Annotated in this window: 17 protein-coding genes and 1 riboswitch; of the genes, 6 read left to right on the top strand and 11 right to left on the bottom strand. The window is 72.8% G+C overall.

Going from position 1 to position 16,676, the window contains the following annotated elements; genetic code table 11:
• Window positions 1–22: 22 nt before the first annotated feature.
• A complete protein-coding gene (locus tag ACIQWA_RS33985) occupies window positions 23–274 on the bottom strand; it encodes a hypothetical protein (protein ID WP_360245024.1) in 252 nt (83 codons plus the stop codon).
• A 124-nt stretch (window positions 275–398) separates the two neighbouring features.
• Between ACIQWA_RS33985 and ACIQWA_RS33990 the strand changes: the two genes are divergently transcribed.
• A complete protein-coding gene (locus ACIQWA_RS33990; protein WP_360245027.1) occupies window positions 399–800 on the top strand; it encodes a hypothetical protein in 402 nt (133 codons plus the stop codon).
• A gap of 110 nt (window positions 801–910) precedes the next feature.
• Window positions 911–2,548: a DNA repair helicase XPB gene (locus ACIQWA_RS33995; protein WP_402489204.1), complete on the top strand. Its 1,638-nt coding sequence runs from the start codon at window positions 911–913 to the stop codon at window positions 2,546–2,548.
• Between the two features lie 23 nt (window positions 2,549–2,571).
• On the opposite strand, the gene ACIQWA_RS34000 is transcribed toward ACIQWA_RS33995, so the two are convergent.
• Window positions 2,572–2,733, bottom strand: a complete 162-nt coding sequence (locus ACIQWA_RS34000) for a hypothetical protein (protein ID WP_402489207.1) — start codon at window positions 2,731–2,733, stop codon at window positions 2,572–2,574.
• Window positions 2,734–3,032: 299 nt separating this feature from the next.
• On the opposite strand from ACIQWA_RS34000, the gene ACIQWA_RS34005 reads away from it, so the two are divergent.
• The gene (locus ACIQWA_RS34005) at window positions 3,033–5,108 is read left to right on the top strand and encodes a HelD family protein (protein WP_402489210.1); all 2,076 of its coding nucleotides are present in this window, start codon (window positions 3,033–3,035) and stop codon (window positions 5,106–5,108) included.
• Window positions 5,109–5,154: 46 nt separating this feature from the next.
• Here ACIQWA_RS34005 and ACIQWA_RS34010 read toward each other — a convergent pair whose 3' ends face one another.
• The 3 genes from ACIQWA_RS34010 to ACIQWA_RS34020 form a co-directional block, all read right to left on the bottom strand.
• Window positions 5,155–5,841 carry a copper homeostasis protein CutC gene (locus ACIQWA_RS34010; protein ID WP_402489212.1) on the bottom strand — a complete coding sequence of 229 codons (687 nt, stop codon included), beginning with the start codon at window positions 5,839–5,841 and terminating at the stop codon, window positions 5,155–5,157.
• Between the two features lie 148 nt (window positions 5,842–5,989).
• On the bottom strand, window positions 5,990–6,949 hold the full coding sequence (locus ACIQWA_RS34015; RefSeq protein WP_402489215.1) for a hypothetical protein: 960 nt from the start codon (window positions 6,947–6,949) through the stop codon (window positions 5,990–5,992).
• Window positions 6,946–7,323, bottom strand: coding sequence for a PadR family transcriptional regulator (locus ACIQWA_RS34020; RefSeq protein WP_402489217.1), 378 nt, complete (start codon window positions 7,321–7,323; stop codon window positions 6,946–6,948). The genes ACIQWA_RS34015 and ACIQWA_RS34020 overlap by 4 nt, the downstream gene beginning before the upstream one ends.
• An 86-nt stretch (window positions 7,324–7,409) precedes the next feature.
• Here ACIQWA_RS34020 and ACIQWA_RS34025 point away from each other — a divergent pair, with 86 nt between their 5' ends.
• Window positions 7,410–8,042: a hypothetical protein gene (locus ACIQWA_RS34025; protein WP_402489220.1), complete on the top strand. Its 633-nt coding sequence runs from the start codon at window positions 7,410–7,412 to the stop codon at window positions 8,040–8,042.
• Here ACIQWA_RS34025 and ACIQWA_RS34030 read toward each other — a convergent pair.
• From ACIQWA_RS34030 to thrC, 5 genes are all read right to left on the bottom strand, one after another.
• Window positions 8,039–8,398: a hypothetical protein gene (locus ACIQWA_RS34030; protein WP_402489222.1), complete on the bottom strand. Its 360-nt coding sequence runs from the start codon at window positions 8,396–8,398 to the stop codon at window positions 8,039–8,041. The two genes, ACIQWA_RS34025 and ACIQWA_RS34030, sit on opposite strands and share 4 nt — an antisense overlap.
• Before the next feature lie 150 nt (window positions 8,399–8,548).
• Window positions 8,549–10,171 (bottom strand): chaperonin GroEL, encoded by a 1,623-nt coding sequence (gene groL, locus ACIQWA_RS34035; RefSeq protein WP_402489224.1) that lies wholly within the window; start codon window positions 10,169–10,171, stop codon window positions 8,549–8,551.
• A gap of 346 nt (window positions 10,172–10,517) precedes the next feature.
• The gene (locus tag ACIQWA_RS34040; protein ID WP_030289665.1) at window positions 10,518–10,721 is read right to left on the bottom strand and encodes a cold-shock protein; all 204 of its coding nucleotides are present in this window, start codon (window positions 10,719–10,721) and stop codon (window positions 10,518–10,520) included.
• A 550-nt stretch (window positions 10,722–11,271) separates the two neighbouring features.
• The gene (locus ACIQWA_RS34045) at window positions 11,272–11,550 is read right to left on the bottom strand and encodes a MoaD/ThiS family protein (RefSeq protein WP_360245063.1); all 279 of its coding nucleotides are present in this window, start codon (window positions 11,548–11,550) and stop codon (window positions 11,272–11,274) included.
• A gap of 27 nt (window positions 11,551–11,577) precedes the next feature.
• Window positions 11,578–12,858, bottom strand: a complete 1,281-nt coding sequence (gene thrC, locus ACIQWA_RS34050; protein ID WP_402489227.1) for a threonine synthase — start codon at window positions 12,856–12,858, stop codon at window positions 11,578–11,580.
• A 17-nt stretch (window positions 12,859–12,875) separates the two neighbouring features.
• Window positions 12,876–13,011: riboswitch (SAM riboswitch) on the bottom strand.
• A 149-nt stretch (window positions 13,012–13,160) separates the two neighbouring features.
• Between thrC and ACIQWA_RS34055 the strand changes: the two genes are divergently transcribed.
• Window positions 13,161–14,183 (top strand): glucosyl-3-phosphoglycerate synthase, encoded by a 1,023-nt coding sequence (locus ACIQWA_RS34055; RefSeq protein WP_360245069.1) that lies wholly within the window; start codon window positions 13,161–13,163, stop codon window positions 14,181–14,183.
• Between the two features lie 38 nt (window positions 14,184–14,221).
• Entirely contained in the window at window positions 14,222–15,688 is a 1,467-nt protein-coding gene (locus tag ACIQWA_RS34060; protein ID WP_360245072.1) for a trehalose-6-phosphate synthase, read from the top strand.
• On the opposite strand, the gene otsB is transcribed toward ACIQWA_RS34060, so the two are convergent.
• Window positions 15,675–16,514 (bottom strand): trehalose-phosphatase, encoded by an 840-nt coding sequence (gene otsB / locus ACIQWA_RS34065; protein WP_360245075.1) that lies wholly within the window; start codon window positions 16,512–16,514, stop codon window positions 15,675–15,677. The genes ACIQWA_RS34060 and otsB overlap by 14 nt on opposite strands.
• Window positions 16,515–16,676 lie beyond the last annotated feature (162 nt).

The raw sequence follows: 16,676 nt of genomic DNA on the forward strand, positions 1-16,676 counted from the left end.
GGCGACGGGAGTCGACAGGGCATCAGTGCCCCTGCGACTCCTTCATCTTCTGCTTGACGGCCTGGTCCGCCAGGCTGCCGATCTCGCCCTGGCCGACCGGCAGCGAGCCGCCGCCGACCTGGTCGGCGATCAGGAATCCGGGGGCGGCCAGCAGGCCGCCGGGCCCCTCCCCGATGCCCGCGAGGGCGTGGGCGGAGCCGGCCGAGGAGGCGGTGGCGGCGAAGGCCGTGCCCATCAGGGCGAGGGCGGTGAGAACGCGCTTCGAGTTCTTCATGACCGGTTCAACGAGCGAGCACGCACCGTGGTCACTCGGACCGTGGCCACTCGGAGCAGTTGACGGGGCGCGCCCACGGGCGTACTCCGGGAACAGGGGGGTTCCCGCCAAGGAGGCGACCACCATGCTCGGTGACCGGATAGCGGAGTTCACCACCACGGAGAGCGGCCGACGGGTGCTGGCCACGGTCGGCGGCCCCGCGCTGGAGGTGTCGATGACCGGCGTCGGCCAGCTGCTCGGCCACCCGGTCCGGGAGTTCGTCACCTACGAGTCCGAGCTGCGGCCCGACGGCTCGCTGTTCGGCGAGGGCCAGGGCGTCGGCATGACCGACAAGGGCGAGACCTACAGCTGGCACGGCAGCGGCATCGGCCACTTCACCGAGGGCGGGGCGGTCAGCTGGCGCGGCAGCATCTACTTCGAGAGCTCCGCCGACACCTTCCTGCGCCTGAACGACCTGGTCGGTGTGTTCGAGTTCGACAACGACCCCACCGGCGCGGGCCGGGCCGTGCTCTACGAATGGAAGTAGCCCGCCCCCGTCGAAACAGCCCGCCCACGTTCCGCGCGAAATGAGCGACACTGGAGGGTCTGCGTCAGACCCAGCCAGTCAGCCTGTCAGCCAGTGGAGGGCTCCCCCGCGTGAACGACGGACCGCTCATCGTCCAGAGCGACAAGACTCTCCTCCTGGAGATCGACCACCCCAAGGCCGCCGACTGCCGCCGCGCCATCGCCCCGTTCGCCGAACTGGAGCGGGCGCCCGAGCACGTCCACACCTACCGGGTGACCCCGCTCGGGCTGTGGAACGCCCGGGCCGCCGGGCACGACGCCGAGCAGGTCGTCGACGCCCTGGTGACGTACTCCCGCTACCCGGTGCCGCACGCCCTGCTGGTCGACGTGGCGGACACCATGGGCCGCTACGGCCGGCTCCAGCTGTCCAAGCACCCCACCCACGGGCTGGTGCTGACCACCACCGACCGCCCGGTCCTGGAGGAGGTGCTGCGCTCCAAGAAGATCGTCCCGCTGGTCGGTGCCCGGGTCGACCCCGACACCGTGGTGGTGCACCCCTCCGAGCGCGGCCAGATCAAGCAGGTGCTGCTCAAACTCGGCTGGCCCGCCGAGGACTTCGCCGGCTACGTGGACGGCGAGGCGCACCCGATCGAGCTGGACGAGGACGGCTGGCAGCTGCGCCCGTACCAGGCCCAGGCCGTCGAGGGCTTCTGGCACGGCGGCTCCGGCGTCGTGGTGCTGCCCTGCGGCGCCGGCAAGACGCTGGTCGGCGCGGCCGCCATGGCGCACGCCAAGTCGACCACGCTGATCCTGGTCACCAACACCGTCTCGGCCCGCCAGTGGAAGCACGAGCTGGTCAAGCGCACCTCGCTCACCGAGGACGAGATCGGCGAGTACAGCGGCACCAGGAAGGAGATCCGCCCGGTCACCATCGCCACCTACCAGGTGATGACGACCAAGCGGAAGGGCGTCTACGCCCACCTGGAGCTGTTCGACGCCCGCAACTGGGGCCTGGTGGTGTACGACGAGGTGCACCTGCTGCCCGCGCCGGTGTTCAAGTTCACCGCCGACCTCCAGGCCCGCCGCCGGCTCGGCCTGACCGCCACCCTGGTGCGCGAGGACGGCCGCGAGGGCGACGTGTTCAGCCTGATCGGCCCCAAGCGCTTCGACGCCCCGTGGAAGGAGATCGAGGCCCAGGGCTACATCGCGCCCGCCGACTGCTGCGAGGTGCGGGTCACCCTGACCGACTCGGAGCGGCTCGCCTACGCGACCGCCGAGCCGGAGGAGCGCTACCGCTTCTGCGCCACCACGGCGACCAAGCGGCGGGTGGTGGAGGCCCTGGTCAAGAAGCACGAGAAGGACCAGACGCTGATCATCGGCCAGTACATCGACCAGCTGGACGAGCTCGGCGAGGCCCTGGACGCGCCCGTGATCAAGGGCGAGACCAGCAACGCCCAGCGCGAGAAGCTCTTCGAGGCCTTCCGGAACAAGGAGATCGGCGTCCTGGTCGTCTCCAAGGTCGCGAACTTCTCGATCGACCTGCCCGAGGCCACGGTGGCCATCCAGGTCTCCGGGACCTTCGGCTCCCGCCAGGAGGAGGCCCAGCGCCTCGGCCGCGTGCTGCGCCCCAAGGCGGACGGCCACTCGGCGCACTTCTACTCGGTGGTCGCCCGGGACACCGTGGACCAGGACTTCGCCGCCCACCGGCAGCGCTTCCTCGCCGAGCAGGGCTACGCGTACCGGATCATCGACGCGGACGACGTCCTCTAACGGGCACGACGCCCTCTAGCGGCTCAGAGCCGGACACCGTCGCGCCCGAGGAAGATCACGCGCGCGGCGGTGTCCAGGGCGATCCCGAGGTTGCGCACGGCGGTGCTCAGCGGGTTGCGGTGGCGGCCCTGGACGGCGGTCGCGCCGGCCGGGCCCGTACGGGGGTTGCGGTTCTCGGTGCTCATGTCTTCAACGGTAGGCACCCGGACGGCCCAGGGCATCACCCCGAAGGCCGTACCCACCAGGACGGAGGTCCTCCTCCGGGTGTACGGGACCCCCGGCACCCCCTGAGACCTGCGGGGCTGGAACCCGGAGGCGCACGGGTCTAAGATCGTCCGTCTGCCCCCTCCCGAACCGTGGTACCTGCTGACGCCCGCAGGCAGCCGGGGGAGGCGCCGACCGCACGGCAACCGGTCGGCCGTACCCCACCGTGAGCTCCATCGATCCGCTGCGCCCGCCACCGGGGCAGCCGGGAAGGTTCGCTGTGCCCGCCACCCCCGCCACCCCCGCCACCCCCACCACCGACCCGCTCCAGCGCGAACGCGACCACCTGGCCTCGTCCCGGTCCGCGCTGCGGGCGATGCGCGAGGACGTCCAGTCCCTCGACCTGCGCGACGTGACCGGCACCTGGGTGTCCGCCGTCATCCTGCAGAACCAGATCGAGGCCAGGATCGCCGCCCTGGCCGACCTCTCCGACACCCCGCTGTTCTTCGGCCGCCTCGACTACCTGCACGCGGTCAGCGAGGAGCTCAGCGAGGGCGGCGGCGGGGAAAGCTTCTACATCGGCCGCCGGCACGTCCACGACGCCGACGGCGACCCGATGGTGATCGACTGGCGCGCGCCGGTCTCCCAGCCGTTCTACCGGGCCAGCCGCAAGGACCCGATGGACGTCGAACGCCGCCGCCGCTTCGGCTACACCGGCGGCGAACTCACCGCCTACGAGGACGAGCACCTCACCGACCCCGCGGAGCAGGACACCGCCTCCGCCCTGCTCGCGGCCGAGATCGAGAAGCCCCGCGTCGGCCCGATGCGCGACATCGTCGCCACCATCCAGCCCGAGCAGGACGAGATCGTCCGCTCCGACATCACGGGCACCATCTGCGTCCAGGGGGCGCCCGGCACCGGGAAGACCGCCGTCGGCCTGCACCGCGTCGCGTACCTGCTGTACGCCCACCGCGAGCGGCTGGCCCGGACCGGCACCCTGGTGATCGGGCCCAACAACGCCTTCCTCTCCTACATCGAGCAGGTCCTGCCGGCCCTCGGCGAGCTGGAGGTCGCCCAGGCCACCGTGCAGCAGCTGGTCGCCCATGTCGAGGTGCGGGGCGAGGACGACCCGGAGGCGGCCCGGCTCAAGGGCGACGCCCGGATGGCCGAGGTGCTCCGCCGGGCCGTACGGGCGGGCATCACCCTGCCCACCGAGCCCTGCGTGGTGGTCCGCGGCTCCCGCCGCTGGCGCGTCCCGGTGTACGAACTGGTAGAGATCATCGAGGAGTTGAAGGGCCGCGAGGTCCGCTACGGCGCCGCCCGGGACGCCCTGCCGCAGCGCATCGCGCACGCCGTGCTGCTCAAGATGGAGCAGGGCGGCGAGGCCCCGGACGACCGGGTGCAGGACGCGGTGGCCCGCAACGCCGCGGTCAAGGCCGTGGTCAAGGAGTGCTGGCCGGCCGTCGACCCGGCCAAGCTGGTGCTGCGGCTGCTCTCCGACCCGCAGTTCCTGGCCGAGTGCGCCGAGGGCGTGCTGACCGCCGAGGAGCAGCGGGCCGTGCTGTGGCCCAAGCCCGGCCGCTCGGTGAAGACCGCCCGCTGGACCCCCGCCGACGCCGTCCTGGTCGACGAGGCGACGGACCTGGTGCAGCGCACGCCCTCGCTCGGGCACGTGGTGCTGGACGAGGCCCAGGACCTCTCGCCGATGCAGTACCGCGCGGTCGGCCGCCGCTGCACCACCGGCTCGGCGACCGTCCTCGGCGACCTCGCCCAGGGCACCACCCCCTGGGCGACGGCCAGTTGGCCGGACGCCCTGCACCACCTGGGCAAGCCGGAGGCGCACGTGGAGGAGCTGACCAAGGGCTTCCGGGTGCCCGAGGAGGTCATCGCCTACGCCTCCCGGCTGCTGCCCGCGATCGCCCCGGGCCTGGCCCCGGCGACCTCCGTCCGCGACACCCCCGGCGCACTGGAGATCCGCCCGGTCGACGGCTCGGAGCAGGGCCGGGACGAGGCCCTCCTGGCGGCCTGCCGGGAGGCGCTGGAGCACGAGGGCTCGACCGGCCTGATCGCCGCCGACGTCCGGATCCCCCGGCTCGCCGAGCTGCTCACCGCCGCCGGGCTGGCGCACCTCTCCCCCGGCACCGAGACCAGCACCGAGAGCCGGCTGACCCTCGTCCCGGCCTCGCTGGCCAAGGGTCTGGAGTACGACTACGTGGTGCTGGACGAGCCGGCCGCGGTGGTGGCCGGGGAGCCGGACGAGCGGACCGGCCTGCGCCGGCTGTACGTCGCGCTCACCCGTGCCGTCTCCGGCCTGACGGTGCTGCACTCCGAGCCGCTGCCGGCGCAGCTCCGGTAGCACGCCGGAGGGGCCGCCCACCGGGACCGGCCCCTCCAGCAGGGGTTCAGGCGTCGATCATCGCCCGCCACTCGGCGACCTTGGCCGCGTCGACCGGCGTCAGCCAGCCGTCGGCCCGCACCGCGCCGCCGACGTGGAAGGCGTCGAAGCCCTCGGCCCGCAGCTCCTTGAGGTGCTCGGCCCGCAGGCCGCCGCCGATCAGGATCCGCTGGGTGTAGCCGGGCTCGCCCGCCCGGGCCAGCTCGGCGGACAGCACCTCCCGGCCGGCGTCCACCCCGGCGGCCGCGCCGGAGGTGAGGAAGGTGTCCAGCCCGGGCAGGGCGCCGACGGCGGCGCGCAGCGCGGCCCGGTCGGTGCTGTGGTCGATCGCCCGGTGGAAGGTCCAGCGGCAGCCGGCGATCGCCTCGGCGACGGCCGTGGTGGCGGCCAGGTCGACGGCGCCCCCGGCGTCCAGGAAGCCGAGGACGAACTCCTCGGCGCCCTCGGCCCGCAGCGCGGCGGCCCGGGCGCACAGCTCGTCGAGGTCGCCGGGGGCGAAGCCGTCCCGGATCCGGAGCATGACGCGCAGCGGGAGCTCGACGGCGGCCCGGATCCGGGCGAAGTCCTCGACGGAGGGGGTGAGTCCGTCGGCGGCCATGTCGGTGACCAGTTCGAGCCGGTCGGCGCCGCCGGACTCGGCTGCCTGGGCGTCCTGGGGCGTCAGCGCGATGACTTCGAAAATTGGTCTAGACATATCAGACAGCCTGCCACATCCCCCCGCCCCCGGCGAGACCCGCACCCCCGTTCCGGTCACGCCGGGAGCGGGGGCCGGTCACGCCGGGGCCGGGGGCCGGTCACGCCGGGAGCGGGGGCCAGATCACAACGGGGGCGCGGGGCCCCGGTCACGCCCGCCCCGGCACCATCCCGACGCCCACCCGCCGGCCGAACCGGCGCTCCGCCACCGCCACCAGGACCAGCACGGCCACCACCGGCACCGCCATCGGCAGCAGGTGCGAGATCCCGCGGGACTCCCGCCAGATGTTGAACAGGCTGCCCGGCCCGGTCAGCACCAGCACCGCCAGCCCCACCGCCGTCGGGCCCAGCCGCCCGCGCAACGCGGTGAAGGTCAGCAGCGTCGGGGCGATCAGCATCACCACGAACCACTGGACGTCCAGCGGGAAGGTCGTGTCGTCCCAGCTCTGCGCCGCCTCCAGCAGCCCGCCCGCGACCACCGAGGCCAGCACCAGCCCGGCGGTCCGCAGGTTCGGCCGGGGCAGCAGGTCGGTCGGCGCGACGACCAGCAGCAGCGCGGCCACCACGAACGGCAGCGAGGCCATCCCGATGTAGCCGACCCACCAGACGTCGAAGACGCCCGGCCCCCGGACGGCCCGGCCCAGGTCGTACAGCCCGATGGCGCCCAGGACCAGCGACGTCGCCCGGACGGCCGTCCACCGCCCCAGCAGCGCCGCCACCCCGAGCAGCAGCGTGGCCACCGGCGGGGCGAACGCCCGGACGTGGTTGCCGAACGAGTCGTCCCAGGCGAGCCACCTGGTGGTCCGCTCCAGCGCGAGCACCCAGGGCACCATGACGGCGCCGACCACCGCACCGGCGATCATCGGCGCCGCCAGCGCCAGCAGCCGCCCGGCCGCCGAGGCGCCGGTCAGGCCCAGCCGCACCCGGAGCCCGTACACCGCCAGGCCGAGCACCTCCCGGGCCAGCGCCACCCGGCCGCCCGCCGCCGTGGTGTCGGCGAACACCTCGGCCAGTTCCGCACCGCGCTCGCGCCGGTAGCGCGCCGGGTAGAGCCGCAGCGCGGCCCGCAGCACCGCCGAGGGCGCGGGACCGATCACCGGCATGGTCATGAGAGTCCTCCCCCTGTCGCGGGCCGCTCCCCGGCCCGGCCCGGCAGCATCGACCGGATCCTGGTCAGTCGCCGCTCCGCCTCGGTGGCCACGGCGCGCAGCCGTCCGGCCTCGGCTGCCAGCGCGTCCCGTCCGGCCTCGGTCAGCGCGTAGGTGCGCCGGGCCCGTCCGTCCACCACCTCTTCGGCGGCGACCTCGATCAGACCCTGCCCCAGCAGCCGGTCGAGGGCGCCGTACAGGGTGCCGGTGCGCATCTTGACCCGGCCGTCCGAGATGGCGGCGATCTCCTGGATCAGCGCGTAGCCGTGTCTGGGCTGGTCGGCCAAGGCGGTGAGCAGCAGCAGCGTGGGCTCCTGCATGGAGCGTTCTGTCATACGACTACATATATCGTCAACCTACCTATAGGTCCAGCACCGGCCCGTGCCGACCCGACCCGAGCCGACCCGCCACAATGTGCCCCATGCCGACCGAGGACCTGCTCACCGCCTGGACCGCCCTGCTGCACCGGTGCGGCGCCACCGACGACCCCGAACCGTACGGCCGCGAACTGCTGCGCCGCTGGTCGGACCCGCGCCGCCGGTACCACACCACCGAGCACCTGCGCGCCGTCCTGCACCACGTCGACGCGCTCGCCGGGCACGCCGCCGACGCCGACACCGTCCGGCTCGCCGCCTGGTTCCACGACGCCGTGTACCGCCCCGACCGCACCGAGAACGAGGAGCGCAGCGCCGCCCTCGCCGTCCGCGCGCTGACCGCCGCGGGCCTGCCCGCCGAGCGCGTCGCCGAGGTCGAGCGGCTGGTCCTGCTCACCGTCGGCCACGACCCGGCCCCCGGGGACCGCGACGGCGAGGTGCTCTGCGACGCGGACCTCGCCGTCCTCGGCGGCACCCCCGAGGCCTACGCGGCCTACGCGGCCGCCGTCCGGGAGGAGTACGCCTTCGTCCCCGAGCCGGACTTCCGCACCGGCCGGGCCGCCGTCCTGCGCCACCTGCTGGCGCTCCCGGCCCTCTACCGCACCCCCGACGCCCACCGGCACCTCGCCGCGACCGCCCGCACCAACCTGACCACCGAGCTCCAGTACCTGGAGAACTAGGCCCCCAACTCCCCCACCGGCGCCACCACGGCCCCCTGCTTGCCGCACACCCAGTGCGGCTCCGGCCCCAACTCGGGCTCCACGCCCAGCGCGTGCGGGTCCCCGTCGGCCGCGCAGGCGGTGCACAGCGGCCACCGGCCGTACGCCTCCAGCAGCGCGTCCTGGACGTCCTGGGCGACCAGCCCGAGCACGTAGTCGGTGCCGTCCGGCCACTGCTCCAGCCACCAGCGGCGGTGGGTGACGGCCTGTTCCACCAGCGAGACGACGGCGGCGTCCGCCACGTCCCGCGCGGTGAGGTCGGCCAGGATCAGGGCCCGGGCGTTGTGCAGGGCGGTCTCGATGTCGTCGGAAGCCATCCGTCCATTCTCCGCGGCCCGCCCCTGGCTTCAAAACACAGGCCCGGGGCCGAAACGCGCCCCGCGCCCGAAACGCCGCGTGGGCGGCCCCCCGAAGGGAACCGCCCACGCGGACGAGGATCAGCCGATCCGATCGGAGTCCGATCAGGATCAGAAGTCCATGTCACCGCCCGGCATGCCGCCGCCGGCGGCCGCGGCGGCCTTCTCCGGCTTGTCGGCGATGACGGCCTCGGTGGTGAGGAACAGCGCCGCGATGGAGGCGGCGTTCTGCAGCGCGGAGCGGGTGACCTTGGCCGGGTCGATGATGCCCTCGGCGATCAGGTCGACGTACTCGTTGGTGGCGGCGTTCAGGCCGTGACCGGCGGGGAGGTTGCGCACCTTCTCCACCACGACGCCACCCTCCAGGCCGGCGTTGGTCGCGATCTGCTTGATCGGGGCCTCCAGCGCCACGCGGACGATGTTGGCACCGGTGGCCTCGTCGCCCTCCAGCTCCAGCTTGTCGAAGGCGACACCGGCCTGCAGCAGCGCGACGCCACCACCGGCGACGATGCCCTCCTCGACGGCGGCCTTGGCGTTGCGGACGGCGTCCTCGATGCGGTGCTTGCGCTCCTTGAGCTCCACCTCGGTGGCCGCGCCGGCCTTGATGACGGCCACGCCGCCGGCCAGCTTGGCGAGGCGCTCCTGGAGCTTCTCGCGGTCGTAGTCCGAGTCGCTGTTCTCGATCTCGGCGCGGATCTGGTTCACGCGGCCGGCGACCTGCTCGCTGTCACCGGCACCGTCGACGATGGTGGTCTCGTCCTTGGTGATGACGACCTTGCGGGCGCCACCCAGGAGGTCCAGACCGGCGTTCTCCAGCTTGAGGCCGACCTCCTCGGAGATCACGGTGCCGCCGGTGAGGACGGCGATGTCGCCGAGCATGGCCTTGCGGCGGTCGCCGAAGCCCGGGGCCTTGACGGCGACGGACTTGAAGACGCCCTTGATCTTGTTGACGATCAGGGTCGACAGGGCCTCGCCCTCGACGTCCTCGGCGATGATGACGAGCGGCTTGCCGCTCTGCATGACCTTCTCCAGCAGCGGGAGCAGGTCCTTGATCGAGCCGATCTTGGAGTTGGCGATGAGGATGTACGGGTCCTCGAAGGTCGCCTCCATCCGCTCCAGGTCGGTGGCGAAGTAGGCGGAGATGTAGCCCTTGTCGAAGCGCATGCCCTCGGTGAGCTCGAGCTCCAGACCGAAGGTGTTGCTCTCCTCGACGGTGATGACGCCTTCCTTGCCGACCTTGTCCATGGCCTCGGCGATGAGCTCGCCGATCTGGGTGTCGGCGGCGGAGATGGAGGCGGTGGAGGCGATCTGCTCCTTGGTCTCCACGTCGGTGGCCTGGGCCAGCAGCTGGTCCGAGACGGCGGCGACGGCCTTCTCGATGCCGCGCTTGAGGGCCATCGGGTTGGCGCCGGCGGCGACGTTGCGCAGACCCTCGCGAACCAGGGCCTGGGCGAGCACGGTGGCGGTGGTGGTGCCGTCACCCGCGACGTCGTCCGTCTTCTTGGCGACCTCCTTGACGAGCTCCGCGCCGATCTTCTCGTACGGGTCCTCGAGCTCGATCTCCTTGGCGATGGAGACACCGTCGTTGGTGATCGTGGGGGCGCCCCACTTCTTCTCCAGCACGACGTTGCGACCCTTGGGGCCGAGCGTGACCTTCACTGCATCGGCGAGCTGGTTCATGCCACGCTCAAGGCCGCGGCGAGCTTCCTCATCAAAGGCGATGATCTTGGCCATCAGAAGTGGTCCTCCGGGACACGGTCGACTGCTCGGACCAAGGGGTGCCCGCGACGGACGGCCCTGGTGCGCGGAGGTCCATTCCCCTACCGCTCCCGGGGGCCTCACCGACCCGGTCCGCTGTCACTCTCACACTGTGAGTGCTAACGCCAATGATTAGCACTCCGGGTGGTCGAGTGCAAGCCCAATGACCGACCCGCGAGCCACCGTCCGCCCCCGCGCGGGAGCCCGGACGGCCCGCCCGGGGAACGCGAACGGGCCCGTACGACGCGTGTCGTACGGGCCCGTCGAGAAGCGAGTGGTCACCAGCCGTGGGCCGCGCCGAGCTCCTGGGTGCCGGAAGAGGTCAGACCGCCGCGCGGACCATGTCCGCCTGCGGGCCCTTCTGTCCCTGGGAGATCTCGAACTCGACCCGCTGGCCCTCCTCGAGGGTGCGGTAGCCGTCCATCTGGATCGCGCTGTAGTGGACGAAGACGTCCGCACCACCGTCGACCGCGATGAAGCCGTAGCCCTTCTCCGCGTTGAACCACTTGACGGTGCCCTGAGCCATTCCGAACTCCCCTAGTGCTGTGCTGGCCCTTCACGGGCCCGCAGGTCGCGGGCCCGGGTCTGGTTTGAAGGCCGGCCCGGGGAACCCCCCCTGGGCGCAGCCGTGCACGCCGCAATCCTCCGCAGCGGGGCGCCGGACGGCTTCCGTGAGCGGCTGATTACGTCGACCGCCGCTGAATGTATCCGGATCGACGCCCTCTGCAACAGGGTCAGCCGCCGGGAATTCCGCAGCCCCGTCAAGAGACAAGAGCGAACAAACCGGGAGAAAATCGGCAATTAGCGCCGGACATAGCGGACGAATTACTCAAATGCCTGCAGGAATTCTGACATCTGCCTGACATGTTTCACGGCCCCGGCCCCGGGGCGGTCTCAGCGTCCGGACGAGCTCCGGCGAAGCACCCACTGCCGGAAGGGGAAGCCCTGTTCCCAGCAGAGCCACACTCTACTCCGACTCCGACCGAAAATATTCCCGCCGAAATGCAAGCGGCCGCCCGCACGCACGGAGAGTGGAATTCCGTACGCGCGGACGGCCGGGAAACGGCGGGAACGGCTCAGCAGCCGCCGGCCACCGCCGGAATGATCGAAACGCTCGCACCGTCCGTGATCCCGGTCGCCAGACCGTCGGCGAACCGCACGTCGTCGTCGTTCACGTACACGTTGACGAAGCGGCGCAGCTTGCCGGTGTCGTCCAGGATCCGGGCCGCGATGCCCGCGTGGTTGTGCTCCAGGTCGGCGATGACCTCGCCCAGGGTGGCCCCCTCGGCGGTCACCTCGGCCTCGCCGCCGGTGTAGGTGCGCAGGATGGTGGGGATGCGGACGGTGGCGCTCATGACTCTCCTAGCGGGGTGGGGGGTGGATCAGGCGGACGCGAGGCCGGCGGCGTGGAAGGAGTCCAGCGTCGGGCGGATGACGGCGGTCATGCCCGCCTCGGAGACGGCGTCCAGCGTCTTGAGGCCGTCCCCGGTGTTGATCGCGACGGTCTCCTTGGCGGGGTCCAGCAGACCGGTCTCCACGAGCTTCTTCAGCACGCCGACGGTCACCCCGCCCGCGGTCTCGGCGAAGATCCCCTCGGTCCGGGCCAGCAGCCGGATCGCCGCCACCACCTCCGCGTCCGTGACGTCCTCCACCGCGCCGCCGGTCCGCCGGGCGATGTCCAGCACGTACGGGCCGTCCGCCGGGTTGCCGATCGCCAGCGACTTGGCGATGGTGTCCGGCTTCACCGGCCTGATCACGTCCCGGCCGGCCTTGAACGCCGCCGACACCGGCGAGCAGCCCTCCGCCTGGGCGCCGAAGATCCGGTACGGCCGGTCCTCGACCAGGCCCAGCTTGATCAGCTCCTGCAGCCCCTTGTCGATCTTCGTCAGCTGCGAGCCCGAGGCGATCGGGATGACGAGCTGCTCCGGCAGCCGCCAGCCGAGCTGCTCGCAGATCTCGTAGGCCAGCGTCTTGGAGCCCTCGCCGTAGTACGGCCGCAGGTTGACGTTGACGAAGCCCCAGCCCTCGCCGGCCGGGTCCCCGATGAGCTCCGAGCAGAACCGGTTCACGTCGTCGTAGTTGCCCTCGATGCCGACCAGCTCACCGCCGTACACCCCGGCCATCACGACCTTGCCCTGCTCCAGGTCGTGCGGGATGAACACGCAGGAGCGGAACCCGGCCCGGGCCGCCGCCGCGCCCACCGCACCGGCCAGGTTGCCGGTCGACGAGCAGGACAGCGTGGTGTAGCCGAACGCCCGGGCCGCCTCGATCGCGCAGGCCACCACCCGGTCCTTGAACGAGTGCGTCGGGTTGCCCGAGTCGTCCTTGACGTGCAGCTGCGCGGTGAACCCGAGCTCCCGGCCCAGGTTGTCCGCCTTCACCAGCGGGGTCCAGCCGGGGTTCAGGTTGGGCTTCGAGGCGACGTCGGCCGGCACCGGCAGCAGCGGCGCGTACCGCCAGATGGACGCGGGGCCGGACTCGATCCGCTTGCGCAGCTCCTCGGCGCGCTCGCTGCCGAACTCGTAGGCGATCTCCAGCGGCCCGAAGCACTCCGCACAGGCGAAGCTGGGGCCGAGCGGGAAGCGGGTCCCGCATTCCCGACAGGACAGCGCGGCCGCGGGGCCGAGGTCGACGGAAACGGGTGCGACGGTGTCGATAGCCATGATGGCGGAGGCCTCTCTCCTCATCTTCCCCGCGGCGCGGATGCGCCACAGGCCGGAATTGGCACCTGTCCCGCCGGGGCCTGTCGACGACAGCCGAGCGAGAAGGTTGCCGGGACGTCAACGGGCCGTTCCCTCAGTCCCTCTGGATGAGCTTGTGAAATTGTGGTGGTGCGCAGCGGCGACCCCGGCGTGCAAAGGTCCGGCCGCTGTACGAAGACTGTATCCGAAGGCGTCAAACCTGAACGGGACCGTCCGCCAAGCGAGATGACCCGTCCCACCCGATCCCGCCGAGGAGAGTCACCGTGCCCGCCGAACCGACCCACGCGCTCCTCCCGCAGGCGGCGTCCTGGCTCCGCCGCCGCTCGTGGAGCGCGGCCGATCGGCCGGTCGACGCCCTCCTCGCCGCCAAGCGGCGCACCGGCCGGACGGTCAGCGTCGTCCTCCCCGCCCTCGACGAGGAGGCCACCGTCGGCGACATCGTGCGCACCGTCCGGCGCGAGCTCATGGACCGGATCCCGCTCGTCGACGAACTCGTCGTGGTCGACTCCGGCTCCACCGACGCCACCGCCGCCGTCGCCGCCGAGGCCGGCGCCCGGGTGGAACACCGCGACCGGATCCTCCCCCGGCTGCCCGCCGTCCCCGGCAAGGGCGAGGTGCTCTGGCGCTCGCTGCTGGTCACCCGCGGCGACATCGTCTGCTTCATCGACGCCGACCTGCGCGAGTTCGACCCGGCCTTCGTCTCCGGCATCGTCGGCCCGCTGCTCACCGACCCCGACATCCACCTGGTCAAGGCCATGTACGACCGCCCCCTCGAAGTCGGCGGCTCCGCGGCGGGGGACACCGGCGCGATCGTCCCCACCGGCGGCGGCCGGGTCACCGAACTCGTCGCCCGCCCCCTGCTCAACCTCCACTGGCCGGAACTCGCCGGCTTCGTCCAGCCCCTCGGCGGCGAGTACGCGGCCCGCCGCTCACTGCTCGAACGACTGCCCTTCCCCACCGGCTACGGCGTCGAGATCGGCCTCCTGATCGACGCCCTGGACCTGGTCGGCCTGGACGCCCTCGCCCAGGTCGACGTCGGCGTCCGGCACCACCGCCACCAGGACGGCCAGGCGCTCGGCCGGATGGCCGCCACCATCTACCGCACCGCCCTGGAACGCCTCGACCGCTCGCACCGCCTCAAGGCCTCCGCCGACCTCGTCCACCCCCACCTCACCCAGTTCACCCGCGACCCGCACACCCGCGCCTTCACCGCCCACACCCACCCCGTGACGGCCCTGGAACGCCCCCCGATGCACACCGTCCCCGAGTACGCCACCCGTCGTTGACGGGTTTGCCACCCGGACCCCCAGGCAACATCCCAACCATGGGCGATCTCACGACCGAACGTTCGAGTGCGACCGGAACCGCCCCCGTCCTGGTGGCCTCCAACCGGGGACCGGTGTCCTTCGGCACCGCCGACGACGGCACGCTGACCCTGCGCCGCGGCGGCGGGGGCCTGGTCTCCGGCCTGTCCGCGATCGACGACCCCACCGCCGTCTGGGTCTGCGCGGCCCTGGGCGACGCCGACCGCAGAGCCGCCCGGGAGGCCCCCGACGGCCGCCTCGACCGCGCCGGGCACGAGGTCGGCGGACAGGCCGTACGGATGCTCGACATCGACCCGGAGACCTTCGCCCGCGCCTACAACGGCGTCGCCAACTCCACCCTCTGGTTCGTCCACCACCTGCTCTACGCGACCCCCACCGCGCCCTCCTTCGACGCCGACTTCCGCACCGAATGGGCCGCCTACCAGGCGTACAACGCCGCCTTCGCCGCCGCCCTGGCCGCCGAAGCCGCCCCGGGAGCCGCCGTCCTGGTCCAGGACTACCACCTCTCCCTCACCCCGGCGCTGCTCCGCGAGGCCCGCCCCGACCTGCGGATCGGCCACTTCTCGCACACTCCGTGGGCCCCGCCCGAGTACTACCGGCTGCTCCCGGACGACGTCGCCCGGGCCGTCCTGACCGGCATCCTCGGCGCCGACCGGGCCGGCTTCCTCACCGAACGCTGGGCCCGCGCCTTCGCCGCCTGCTGCGAGGACCTCCTCGGCGCCGTCTTCGACCCGGCCGCCCTCACCGTCACCCACCAGGGCCGCACCACCCAGCTGGGCGTGCACGCCCTCGGCGCCGACGCCGACTTCCTGCGCGAACGCGCCCACCGCCCCGACGTCGACGAGCGCCTCGCCGCCCTGCGGGCCGCCGTCGGCGACCGCCGCACGATCGTCCGGGTCGACCGCACCGAGCTGAGCAAGAACATCGTCCGCGGCCTCCAGGCCTACCGGCACCTGCTCCGCACCCACCCCGAGTGGCACGACCGGGTGGTCCACATCGCCTTCGCCTACCCGTCCCGCACCGACCTCGCCGAGTACCGCGACTACACCGCCGCGGTCCAGGAACTCGCCGCCGCCGTCAACGCCGAATTCGCCACCCCCACCTGGCAACCGCTGATCCTGCACGTCAACGACGACTTCCCGCGCTCGCTGGCCGCCTACCGGCTCGCCGACGTGGCCCTCGTCAACCCGATCCGGGACGGCATGAACCTGGTCGCCAAGGAGGTCCCGGTGGTCTCCGACCACGGCTGCGCCCTCGTCCTGTCCCGCGAGGCCGGCGCCCACGCCGAACTCGGCGACGACGCCCTCACCGTCAACCCGTACGACGTCATCGCCACCGCCGAGGCCCTGCACACCGGCCTCACCATGAGCCCCGAGGAACGCGCCGACCGCACCAAGCGCCTCGCCGCCGCGGCCACCGCGCTCCCCCCGCAGCAGTGGTTCCTCGACCAGCTCAACGCCCTCTGAGGGCCTCCCCCAGAGCCCCCAACAGCTCCACCACCCCGTCGGGGCCGTCGACCACCACATCCGCCAGGTCGGCGAGCTCCCGCACCGGCGCGTCCCCCACCGCGCCGGCACACACCAACAGCCCCGCCAGCCCCTCCGCCCGCAACCCCTCCACCGCCCGGAACGCCGCCACGTCCCCCAGGTCGTCCCCCGCGTACAGCACCGACCGCGCCCCGCGCTCCCGCAGGAAGCCGGTCAGCGCCGCCCCCTTGTCCACCCCCGGCGGCCGCAGCTCCAGCACCAACCGCCCGGGCTCCACCACCAGCCCGTACTCCTCCGCCAGCTCCCCCACCGGCCCCCGCAACAACTCCAACGCCCGCTCCGGCTCCCCCGTCCGCCGGGTGTGCACCGCCACCGAGCGCCCCTTGTCCTCCACCCACGTCCCCTCGGGCGCCCCCACCCGCTCCAACACCCCCGGCAACGCGCCCCGCACCCCCGCCACCCCCGGATGCACCTCCGGCGCCGAGAGCTCACCCGCCTCCCACCGCTCGGCCCCGTAGTGCCCCAGCACCACCAGCCCCGGCACCCCGGCAAACCCCCCGTACTCCGCCGCCACCCCCGCCGGCCGCCCGGTCACCACAACAACGGCCCCCACCACCCCCGCCAACCCCCGCAAAACCCCCACCACCCCCGCATGCGCCCGCGCCCGCGAGGGATCCGCCACGATCGGCGCCAACGTCCCATCGAAGTCCAGCGCCACCACCGCATCCCCCGGCGCCCCCAGAATCGCCCGCAACCCATCCCGCCCGGCCTCGGTCGCCGGCACCACCATCTCGTCAAAACCCATACCGACACCCATACCCCACCCCCACACCAACCCACCCACCCCAACCCCCCACCCACCTCCCCACCCGACCCGCACCAACCCACCCACCCCCACCACCCCCCTCCCCCCACCCGACCAAGGCGAGAGGGACGCGCTGCGGGAGGGGGCGGTGGAGGGGGTGGG

Source organism: Kitasatospora sp. NPDC098652 (genome assembly GCF_044760155.1).
Classification (GTDB): domain Bacteria; phylum Actinomycetota; class Actinomycetes; order Streptomycetales; family Streptomycetaceae; genus Kitasatospora.